Raw genomic sequence first — 10,054 nt, 5'->3', positions numbered from 1 at the left:
GGCGGCCCGCACGGCGTCGCGCAGGCCCCAGCGCCGCGGCGCGATGTGTACGACCTGGCGGGCGGTGGTGCGCGCCTCGATGAGCCCGCCGAGCTGCCCGTGCACCCGGTCGACGGCCGACAGCGGCCAGTCCGGCGGGGCCTGCCGGCGCCCGGCGGCGAATTCGGCGGCGCGGGTCAGGACGCCGTGCAGGACACCCAGAACGCCGACGCGCGCACTGCGCAGCACCCGCAGCGGGTCGGCCGGGAACAGCAGCACGGCGAACACGATCGCCACCACGCCGCCGATCAGCGCGTCGTAGAGGCGCTCCAGCGCGACGTTGCTGCGGTACAGGGCCAGCACCAGGATCGCCGAGACGGCGGTCTGGTTGGCGAACATCATCCCCTGCCCGATGAAGCCGTGGCCGATGAACACCGCGGCGAACAGCGCGATCAGCGCGGCGATGCCGATCGCCAGCGCCCCGGGCCCGAGCACCGCCTGCACCAGCGCGCCCACCCCGATCCCCAGGGTCACGCCGATCATCATCTGCACGGCGCGTTGCGCGCGCAGCACGTTGCTGATCGACAGCGAGACGGCGGCCGCGATGGGCGCGAAGAACGGCTGGGGGTGGTGCAGCACGTCGTGGGCGAGGTACCAGGACAGGCCCACGGCGACGGACGCCTGCACCAGCGTGAACCACACGGCCCGGAGCCGTTTGATGCCCGCGCGCGCGGCGTTCACCGCCGTCAGGCCGGCTGCAACTCGAACAGCGGAATGACCCTGCTGGTCTTGGACTGGTACTCGGCGAACCCGGGTGCGGCGGCGGCGACCTTCTCGAAGAGCGCGTCGCGCTCGGCGGACGGCAGCTCGTGGGCGGTCACGTCGAACGCATCCGTACCGATCTCCACGTGCGCCGCCGGGTTGGCCCGCAGGTTGTGCACCCAGGCCGGGCTGACGGGGGCGCCGGCGAACGAGCCGATGATGATCAGCTTGCCGTCGATGCGGAAGTAGGCCAGCGGGTTGACCCGGGGCTGGCCCGACTTGGCGCCGGTGGTGGTGAGCAGCAACAGGTTGGCGCCCTCGAACTGGCCGCCGACCTTGCCGTCGTTGGCGCGGAATTCGTCGATGATGCTCGTGTTGAACGCGTTGATGGTGCCGGTGTCAGGCATTTCTTCGGTCATGCCCGCACAACCTTCTCGGGCTTGGCGTCTATTCCGGACTCCCCTCAGGGCGTTTGTACAAGTTTGCTGTGTTTGGTGCGTGAGGACTCCGCAGCTCACAGCGTTAGCTTCGTTAGTTGGCAACAGTCGTGTATGCGACTACTGCGGACCAACTGCGAACCAAGCTGCACCGTACCCCGCGGTGCCGGCTCATCAAGAATGGAAGGCGCAACCCACATGGCCACGACACCCAACCTGCCTGTCCCGCCTGACGCGATCGGTCGCATCGACGACTGGGAGCATTGGAGCCACGACGTTCAACAGCGCATGTTCACGTCATGGGAACACCCCGACTGCGAAGTGTCGATCTTCGGATTCCAATTCAGCGACGGCCGCATCGAGCGACACATCGTGGAAATAGGCAGCGACAACGGAATGACCGCCGCGCGGGCGCAGCAGCGCGCGGCCGCCCTCCTCGAGGCCGCCGACAAGCTCAACGGGCTCGCGCCGTGACCTGGCGCTACCGGCGGTCCAAGAGCTTCGGGCCGCTTCGGCTCACGTTCACGCGCCGCGGCGTCCTCGACCAGCTTCTGCGGCCGCTTCCTCCGGTACAGCGCCGGCGCCGACGGCAAGATCCGCCGCACCGAACGCATACCCGACACCGGCCTCTACAACGTCGTCGATTGACCGCCCGTACGCCGCCAAAGCCATCACCGGCCTGTCCTGAGCCCGAAAGGTATCGAAACAATGGCACTCTCGTTTGACGACACACAGTCCGCGGTGCTGCTGACGCTGCTCGGCTTGCCCGAGGACACCGACGACGCCGACCTGGTGGTCGAAACCGTGCGCGATGCGATCCTGCCGGCGCCGGTCACCGATGACAGCGCGGCACCGTCGGCGGTCGCCGCCGCCGCCAAGCGGCACGGCCTCGACGTCCTCGACCACGACACCCACGAAGCGCTCAAGCTCGACGCCGCCGAAGGCCGCCGCCTCAAACCTGACTTTTATCACCGTTGCGGGTTTGGCGACTTCGTAAAGCTCTGACCTGGCGGTTGAGTGTTCTCCTGGTGCGGATTTGTGCACTAGGGCTGGCCTCGTAGGGTGCCTTGGTGGCGTATGTGCGCACGGTGAAGACCTCCTCGGGTGCCACGGCGGTGCAGATCGTGTGGTCGACGCGGCGTGGGTCACGCAAGATCGAGCACCTGGGCTCGGCCCATGACGTTGCGGGGGTGGCCGCGCTGAAGGCTGCGGCTGCTCAGCGGCTGGCCGCCGGGCAGGCCCAGTTGGATCTTGGGCTGGCGGCGCGCTCGCAGTCCGAGCCGTTGCCGATCACCTCTTCGAAGGCCGCTCATCTGTGGGATGCACTGTGTGCTGCCTACGAGATCCTCGGGTTCGACGAGGCTGCCGACGGCGATGCGGCGTTTCGCCAGCTGGTGCTCGCACGGATCATTGAGCCGACCAGCAAGGCCGATTCCCTGCGCGTCATCGAGGAGACCGGCATCGCGCCGGTGTCGTATCCGACGCTCAACCGCCGGCTGCCGGTGTTCGCCAAACCCAGTTTCCGGCAAGCGCTTTCGGCCATGTGTGCTTCTCATGCCCGGTTGGGCCGGGCCAGCTTGGTGCTCTACGACGTGACCACCCTGCACTTTGAGACCGACGCAGGTGACGGTTTCCGTGAGCCCGGGTTTTCAAAGGAGCGCCGCCTCGATCCGCAGATCACTCTCGGACTGCTCACCGATGCCACCGGGTTCCCGCTGACGGTGGCAGCCTTCGAAGGCAACAAGGCCGAGACGGCGACGATGGTGCCGGTGATCAACGCGTTCAAGACCGCCCACCAGCTCAGCGATGTCACCGTGGTCGCTGACGCCGGAATGATCTCTGAAGCCAATCAGGTGGCTCTTCAGGCCGCGGGGTTGTCGTTCATCCTGGGCGCCCGCATTCCGTATCTGCCCGATGTGGTGCGCGAATGGCGCAACAAACACCCCGACGACGCGATCCCCGATGGGCTGGTGGTGACCCAGCCCTGGCCATCGACCTCCACGGAGAAGACCCGGGGCATCCCGGATCGGGTGACCCACTACCAGTACCGCCACGACCGAGCCCGGCGCACCCTGCGGGGTATTGACGAACAAGTCCGCAAGGCCGAACGTGCCGTTGACGGGCACGCCCCGGTCAAACGAAACCGCTACATCCAACTCTCGGGAGCGACAAAGTCGGTGAACCGGACGTTGGAAGCCAAGTCCCGCGCACTGGCCGGATGGAAGGGCTACACCACCAACCTCACCGGACAACCCGCGGCGTTCGTCATCAACGCCTACCACCAGCTGTGGCGCGTCGAGAAGAGCTTTCGGATGTCCAAGCACGACCTACAAGCCCGACCGATCTACCACCGCACCCGCGACTCCATCGAGGCGCACCTGAGCGTGGTGTTCGCCGCAATGGCCGTATCCCATTGGATAGAGCACCAAACCGGTTGGAGCATCAAGAAATTCGTCCGCAACGCCCGGCGCTACCGCACCGTCACCATCCAAGCCGGCAGCCACACGCTGACCGCCGCCGAACCACCGCCGGCCGACCTCGCCGAAGTCCTCGCCACAATCCACGGCCTACGTGCGCACTAGCCTGATAAAAGTCAGGTCAAAGCCGCCGCCGCCCACGCCGACGTCGAGGCTAAAGTCGATAACGCGATCGGCAAAGGCAAAATCACGCCCGGCCGGCGCAAGCACTGGGTGAGCCTGCTGTCCGCGGATCCAGGAATGCACGACGTTTTGGCCTCGATTCCCAACGAAACCGCCATACCCATGTCCGAAATCGGCCACTCCGCAGCCGAATCCGACACCCAGCTCACACCCGACGGCGTGCCACAATGGTTCTACTGATCAGCGATCACTGGATCCTGTCGTGCTTCGCCAAATTGTGGCGCGCACACATCAATTGGATGTTTTCGGCTATTAAGGACGCGACGATCCTCTTCGACGCGGTCGTCGTAAGGCGCGCCGGGGCGCCGGCTCATCAAGATGATGCTGGGCTTGCCGCTGCTGCCAAAGTTCATCCCGCGCTGTAGGTTGACCCCTTCCTCACGACACATATCCAAGTAAGAGACAACTTCACTTGGCACAAGCACAGACAGGATCGTAGGCGATGTGCCGCGCGAAACGCGGCCGTCCGGTCGCTTATCAGCGAATCGGCTTGGCACCGCATGGACACCAGAATGGCGGAACTAGGTGGCGGGCCGGAACTCAGTCACGCACATTAAGGATGATGCCAAAGATCGTCAGGACCAGCGCAATTACGCAAAGTACACCGGAAACCCAGAGTATCCACACTGGTGTATGGACATCTGGTGGCACTAAGAGTGCCGTAACAAGGGCAGCGGAGCCAATTGCGCCAAGAACCCCAGCCCCGCTATAGAAGGCCGCTATCTTCGGCCCGGAGTTGAGCGACGTGATAGCGCCCTCGATATCAGACAATTCGACCACTTCGCTGCGCTGCTTATTGGCGCGCTCGATAGCCCTCTTTCCGACTTGAGCGAAGTATTGCTGTGAACCGTTGAGTAACGCCTTTTCTGAATTCTCAGTGAAACCTCGTGCAGTTCCCGTATTTTGCGTAAGAAAAGTGGTCACTTCGGCGGCACCCGTGCCCGAAATCTGTTCAAGCGTCTTGGTCAAGAACTGCGGCAACGCATTCTGTGCCGTCTTGTCAGTGGTGTTCACTCATCACCACCCAGTTCGGACAGCTTCTCGACCGATTTGACTTGCTCCCCGAGGGCATCAGTCATTTCACTCGATAGCCTGCGGTCCGGTCCAGCATGCGGGTCCGATCCGCGTTTGTACCCCTCGAACTCGCGTCTTCGTATGTACATCTTGAGGGCCGTCTGTTCCTCACGCAGCTGACGTGATTTCCTCAGCGCCACGAAGGCGCTGGCCGCCGCGAGCGCCAGCGAGGCGATCGGCACAACTATCGTTGCCACGATGAGCCAATTGTGCGTCATTCCGCAAAGCTATCAGCTTCCGGACGCGCCGATCGACAATCTCAGCAGAGTACGCCAATTACTACTTCGTACGTAGCCTGGCACATCCCCGACGTCGCCAGTCCCCAACGACACCAGTCCCCGACCGACCATTCCCGACGACGACCATTCCCGAGCGCGTGGCTACCCCCCACCGTCCAGGCCGGCCGGCGCCCCGGACGGGACCGATCTCGAGCTCGCCGGCAGCGGGCGGCCCCCGAAAAAAATTCCGACCCCCCGCGCGGCGACTCCGCATGGTAGTCGAAATTTGTTTTTTGGGCGGGCCGAAAACTTTTGGGCCAGCCCAGGCCCCCGAACGCGTGTTCGACTGCCGGGCGGGGTGTACGAGGGTTCAAAGACGTTGCATATCAACATTTTTGGGAACTGCCCGGGGGCGCGCCGGGCTGTGGGCTCGTCGGTTTAGCCTGGCGTAGGTGTCACGCCATGCTGTCCTGGCGGCACGATGCTGAACTGCGGACCACCACCCCCGACCAACGTCGCGCCAGGGATCGTTGGGTGGGGGATCTTTATACCCTCGGCGGCGGAACGCTTGGCGACCTCGATGATGAGTGCGGTCGCCGGCTGGCGGTAGAGCTCGGGCGGCACGCTTCGCAGGTTCGTCTTGCCGTCGGGATCTAGTTCGTCGGGCGTGAAGGCGCCTGCGTCGCCCAGCGCGTTGGGGTTGTCGATCTGGTACTCAAGCCAAGCTGACACCTGCACCCTGATCGTTTGCGGTTGTTGTTGGGTCACGTAAGCGACGGTAGATCCGTCAACGGGTGACTTCAACGACGGGAACCCCCGGGAACTCGGCGCGGACCTTCGCCTCACGTCCGGTCGCGGCCGGCCATTTTTTCACGCACCTCGGCGCGTACGTCCGCCTCCGGGAGCTCGACGCCGGTCATCTCTTTGTACTGCTCGATCACAGACGCGACGGCTTCGTCCTCGGTAAGGCCATCCGGGATCTCGATTCTGCGGTCGAACTTTTCTTTGACCTTGCGTTCAATCTCGCGTGCGATGTCGTCCTCTTCCATGCACGGCACCGTACGGCCTGTGCGGCCTGCGCTGGCGGCGCAACGCCATGGTCGCGTTGTTACCGGTGCGCCTGGGGAGGTTGTTGATAGCTAATGATGCTGGTGTGACTGATGGGGCGATTTTTGGCGTGTCCCTAAGTGACGACACGCTGGTTTGCCGTTACATTGACAATTGCGCTGGTTTAACCTGGCATCGCACAAACGCCTGTTAGGCTCTGCGCACGCTGCTGGGGAGCGGAGAGGGCCGGAATCGAACCGAAAACCTGACAGGGATTTCAACCGCTTCGCAGGCGGAGCCGACTACCAAGTCGGAACCCTCTCCGTTCTCCCCGGCAAGGCTGTAATCAGGCGGGCGTCTCCTGAACCGGAGACGTCCGCCTGACACAAATCTTGCCGCAAACGATCCTAAACACACTCCGCGGACATTCGGGGTCAGGCGCGCCCGTGTCTCGGCGTGTCGCCCGTTTGCCGCCCGTTCGGCCTGATGACGCCAGGGCGGAAATGTGTCCGAATTCGGCGGCCGACCTGTCCCTACCGCCGTCGCCGACGCCAGCGGCCGACCGTCGGCGAAGCGGACAAAAACTACTGCGGACCAGCTGCGGACTGAGAGCCAATGAACGCAAGCAATACGCAGGTCAGCGCAGTTAGCTACGCTCCGGCCGGGCGTCTATTCCGGACTCCTTGCGCTGCTGGGCGGTGATGGGCGCCGGGGCGTCGGTGAGCGGGTCGACGCCGCCGCCGGTCTTGGGGAAGGCGATCACCTCGCGGATAGAGTCGACGCCGGACAGCAGCGCGTTGATCCGGTCCCAGCCGAACGCGATGCCGCCGTGCGGCGGCGCGCCAAACATGAACGCCTCCAACAGGAATCCGAACTTCTCCTGGGCCTCGGCCGCATCGAGGCCCATCACCGCGAACACCCGCTCCTGGATGTCGCGGCGGTGGATACGGATCGAGCCACCGCCGATCTCGTTGCCGTTGCAGACGATGTCGTACGCGTCGGCCAGCACGCCGCCGGGATCCGTGTCGACCGCGTCCTCGAACTGCGGCTTGGGCGAGGTGAACGCGTGATGCACGGCCGTCCACGCCCCGGTGCCCACCGCCACGTCGCCTGCCGCGGTGGCGTCCTCGGCCGGCTCGAACAGCGGCGGGTCGACCACCCACACGAACGCCCACGCGTCCGGGTCGATCAGGCCCAGCCGCTTGGCGATCTCGCCGCGCGCGGCGCCCAGCAGCGCTCGCGACGACTTGGCCGGGCCCGCCGAAAAGAAGATGCAGTCGCCCGGCTCGGCCCCGACGTGGCCGGCCAGCCCGGCGCGCTCGGCGTCGGACAGGTTCTTGGCCACCGGGCCGCCCAGCTCGCCGTCGTCGCCGACCAGCACGTAGGCCAGCCCCCGGTGCCCGCGCTGCTTGGCCCACTCCTGCCAGCCGTCCAGGGTGCGCCGCGGCTGCGACGCCCCGCCCGGCATGACGACCGCCCCGACGTAGGGCGCCTGGAAGACGCGAAACGTGGTGTCGGAGAAGAACTCCGTGCACTCGACGAGCTCGAGCGCGAACCGCATGTCGGGCTTGTCGGAGCCGAACCGGCGCATGGCGTCGGCGTAGCTGATCCGCGGGATCGGCGTCGGGAGCTGATAGCCGATCAGCTCCCACAGCGAGGTCAGGATCTCCTCGGAGACGGCGATGATGTCCTCGGCGTCGACGAAGCTCATCTCCATGTCGAGCTGGGTGAATTCGGGTTGCCGATCGGCGCGGAAATCCTCGTCGCGGTAGCACCGGGCGATCTGGTAGTAGCGCTCCATCCCGGCCACCATCAGCAACTGCTTGAACAGCTGCGGGCTCTGCGGCAGGGCGTAGAACGAGCCCGGGTGCAGGCGGGACGGCACCAGGAAGTCACGCGCCCCCTCCGGGGTCGAGCGGGTGATCGTCGGCGTCTCGATCTCGACGAAGTCGTGCCGCGCCAGCACCGCGCGCGCGGCGGCATTCACCTTGGAGCGCAAGCGAATTGCCGCGGCCGGGCCGTCCCGGCGCAGGTCGAGGTAGCGGTACTTCAGCCGCAGCTCCTCGCCGGCGGGCTCGTCCAGCTGGAACGGCAGCGGCGCGCTCTCCCCCAGCACGGTCAGCGAGGTCGCGTTGACCTCGATCTCGCCGGTCGCGATCTCCGGGTTGGCGTTGCCCTCCGGTCGGACCTCGACGACGCCGGTGACCGCGACGCAGAACTCGGCGCGCAGCCGGTGGGCCTGGGCCAGCACATCAGCCGCGCGGAACACCACCTGGGCGACCCCGGAGGCGTCGCGCAGGTCGATGAAGATGACCCCGCCGTGGTCGCGGCGGCGGGCCACCCAACCGGCCAACGTCACCTGCTGGCCGGCGTCGCTGCTTCTCAGCGAACCGGCGGCGTGGCTGCGCAGCACAAACACTCCCTTTCCCGGCGGTTGGAACGAGTGCCCAGTCTAGAGGGAGGTAATTTCGCTCTTATCGTCACCAACATCGCACTCGTCGGTCCCGGCGCCGTCGGCACGACGGTCGCCGCGCTGTTGCACAAGGCCGGGCATCCGGTGTTGCTGTGCGGCCACACGCCCCGCGACAGCATCGAATTGCGGCCCGACGGCGCCGACCCGATCGTCGTCCCCGGCCCGGTGCACACCGATCCCGGGGAGGTGAGCGGGCCCGTCGACGTCCTGGTGCTGGCGGTCAAGGCCACCCAGAACGACGACGCGGCCGGCTGGCTGGCCCGCCTGTGCGGCGAGCACACCCTCGTCGTGGTGCTGCAGAACGGGGTCGAGCAGGTCGAGCAGGTGCAGCCGCACTGCCCGTCGTCGCCGGTGGTCCCCGGGATCGTCTGGTACGGCGCCGAGACGCAGCCCGAGGGCTGGGTGCGGTTGCGCACCGAGGCGCGGCTGGTGCTGCCATCGGGACCCGCGGCGGAAAGCGTCGCCGAGCTGCTGCGCGGCGCCGGCTGCGTGGTGGACTGCGACCCCGACTTCCTCACCGCCGCGTGGCGCAAGCTGCTGACCAACGCGCTGGCCGGGTTGATGGCCCTGTCGCGGCGGCGCTCCGGGATGTTCCGCCGCGACGACGTCGCCGAGCTGTCGCGGCGCTACGTGGCCGAATGCCTGGCCGTCGCGCGGGCCGAGGGCGCCCGGCTGCCCGACGACGTGGTCGACGAGTTGGGCGGCCTGTTCCGGCAGGCCCCGGAGGACATGGGCACCTCGATCCTGGCCGACGCGGAGAACCACCGGCGGATGGAGTGGGACATCCGCAACGGCGTGATCATCCGCAAGGCCCGCGCCCACGGCCTGGCGACGCCGATCAGCGACGTGCTGGTGCCGCTTCTGGCGGCGGCCGGCGACGGCCCGGGCTAGATTCAAGCCATGTTTCCCTGCGAGCGCGTCGACCTGAGCTTCGTCGATGACGCACCGTTCCGCTTCTCCAACAGCGTCGACCTGGCCGTCACCCCCGAGCAGCTCTTCGACGTGCTGGCCGACGCCGAGTCCTGGCCGCGCTGGGCGTCGGTGATCACCAAGGTCACCTGGACCAGTCCCGAGCCGCGCGGCGTGGGCACCACCCGCACCGTCGACATGCGCGGCGGCATCGTCGGCAACGAAGAGTTCCTCGCGTGGGAGCCGTTCACCCGCATGGCATTCCGGTTCAACGAGTGCTCCACGCAGGCCGTCGCCGCGTTCGCCGAGGATTACCGGGTCGAGGTGATCCCCGGCGGCTGCCGGCTGACCTGGATCATGGCGCAGAAGCCGGCCGGCCCGGCGTGGTTGGCGATGTTCGTGGCCCGGCCGCTGCTGAACCTGGGCCTGCGCCGGTTCCTGCGCAACCTGCGCAGCTACACGGACGCCCTGGCGACCCGGCAACCTTAGGAGCGT

General features: G+C 66.5%; 14 protein-coding genes. 6 read left to right on the top strand and 8 right to left on the bottom strand.

What is annotated here, in order from left to right:
• Positions 1–720 (bottom strand): FUSC family protein (locus BN4348_RS36570; RefSeq protein WP_084454018.1); only part of this gene is annotated, 720 nt, incomplete at its 3' end.
• A 5-nt stretch (positions 721–725) separates the two neighbouring features.
• Positions 726–1,160 carry a nitroreductase family deazaflavin-dependent oxidoreductase gene (locus BN4348_RS36565; protein WP_066910356.1) on the bottom strand — a complete coding sequence of 145 codons (435 nt, stop codon included), beginning with the start codon at positions 1,158–1,160 and terminating at the stop codon, positions 726–728.
• 216 nt (positions 1,161–1,376) lie between these two features.
• On the opposite strand from BN4348_RS36565, the gene BN4348_RS36560 reads away from it, so the two are divergent.
• The 4 genes from BN4348_RS36560 (at position 1,377) to BN4348_RS62120 (ending at position 4,018) form a co-directional block, all read left to right on the top strand.
• Positions 1,377–1,652, top strand: coding sequence for a hypothetical protein (locus BN4348_RS36560; RefSeq protein ID WP_066910354.1), 276 nt, complete (start codon positions 1,377–1,379; stop codon positions 1,650–1,652).
• Between the two features lie 267 nt (positions 1,653–1,919).
• Positions 1,920–2,183 (top strand): hypothetical protein, encoded by a 264-nt coding sequence (locus BN4348_RS36555; RefSeq protein WP_142308649.1) that lies wholly within the window; start codon positions 1,920–1,922, stop codon positions 2,181–2,183.
• Positions 2,184–2,248: 65 nt separating this feature from the next.
• Positions 2,249–3,760: an IS1634 family transposase gene (locus tag BN4348_RS36550; RefSeq protein WP_066908841.1), complete on the top strand. Its 1,512-nt coding sequence runs from the start codon at positions 2,249–2,251 to the stop codon at positions 3,758–3,760.
• A 135-nt stretch (positions 3,761–3,895) separates the two neighbouring features.
• Entirely contained in the window at positions 3,896–4,018 is a 123-nt protein-coding gene (locus BN4348_RS62120; protein ID WP_264034220.1) for a hypothetical protein, read from the top strand.
• On the opposite strand, the gene BN4348_RS59385 is transcribed toward BN4348_RS62120, so the two are convergent.
• The 6 genes from BN4348_RS59385 to aspS all read right to left on the bottom strand — a co-directional run bounded on the left by BN4348_RS59385 (position 4,012) and on the right by aspS (position 8,596).
• Positions 4,012–4,263 (bottom strand): hypothetical protein, encoded by a 252-nt coding sequence (locus BN4348_RS59385; RefSeq protein ID WP_142308648.1) that lies wholly within the window; start codon positions 4,261–4,263, stop codon positions 4,012–4,014. The genes BN4348_RS62120 and BN4348_RS59385 overlap by 7 nt on opposite strands.
• Before the next feature lie 115 nt (positions 4,264–4,378).
• Complete coding sequence (locus tag BN4348_RS59380; RefSeq protein ID WP_142308647.1) at positions 4,379–4,852, bottom strand: hypothetical protein; 474 nt, start codon at positions 4,850–4,852, stop codon at positions 4,379–4,381.
• On the bottom strand, positions 4,849–5,130 hold the full coding sequence (locus BN4348_RS36545; RefSeq protein WP_066910349.1) for a hypothetical protein: 282 nt from the start codon (positions 5,128–5,130) through the stop codon (positions 4,849–4,851). Before BN4348_RS36545 ends, BN4348_RS59380 begins: the two co-directional genes overlap by 4 nt.
• A 438-nt stretch (positions 5,131–5,568) precedes the next feature.
• Entirely contained in the window at positions 5,569–5,898 is a 330-nt protein-coding gene (locus tag BN4348_RS36540) for a hypothetical protein (RefSeq protein ID WP_066910346.1), read from the bottom strand.
• A gap of 74 nt (positions 5,899–5,972) precedes the next feature.
• Entirely contained in the window at positions 5,973–6,179 is a 207-nt protein-coding gene (locus BN4348_RS36535) for a hypothetical protein (RefSeq protein ID WP_066910344.1), read from the bottom strand.
• Positions 6,180–6,823: 644 nt separating this feature from the next.
• Positions 6,824–8,596 carry an aspartate--tRNA ligase gene (gene aspS, locus BN4348_RS36530; protein WP_096866116.1) on the bottom strand — a complete coding sequence of 591 codons (1,773 nt, stop codon included), beginning with the start codon at positions 8,594–8,596 and terminating at the stop codon, positions 6,824–6,826.
• Between the two features lie 57 nt (positions 8,597–8,653).
• On the opposite strand from aspS, the gene BN4348_RS36525 reads away from it, so the two are divergent.
• Together BN4348_RS36525 and BN4348_RS36520 are read left to right on the top strand one after the other, a co-directional pair.
• Positions 8,654–9,541: an oxidoreductase gene (locus BN4348_RS36525; protein WP_211145800.1), complete on the top strand. Its 888-nt coding sequence runs from the start codon at positions 8,654–8,656 to the stop codon at positions 9,539–9,541.
• A 9-nt stretch (positions 9,542–9,550) separates the two neighbouring features.
• Positions 9,551–10,048, top strand: coding sequence for an SRPBCC family protein (locus tag BN4348_RS36520; protein WP_066910341.1), 498 nt, complete (start codon positions 9,551–9,553; stop codon positions 10,046–10,048).
• Positions 10,049–10,054: the final 6 nt, after the last annotated feature.

The sequence above is a fragment of the Mycobacterium interjectum genome (assembly GCF_900078675.2).
Classification (GTDB): domain Bacteria; phylum Actinomycetota; class Actinomycetes; order Mycobacteriales; family Mycobacteriaceae; genus Mycobacterium; species Mycobacterium interjectum.
Note: the sequence above shows the minus strand (reverse complement) of the source record. Positions and strands in the feature narration are given on the sequence as shown.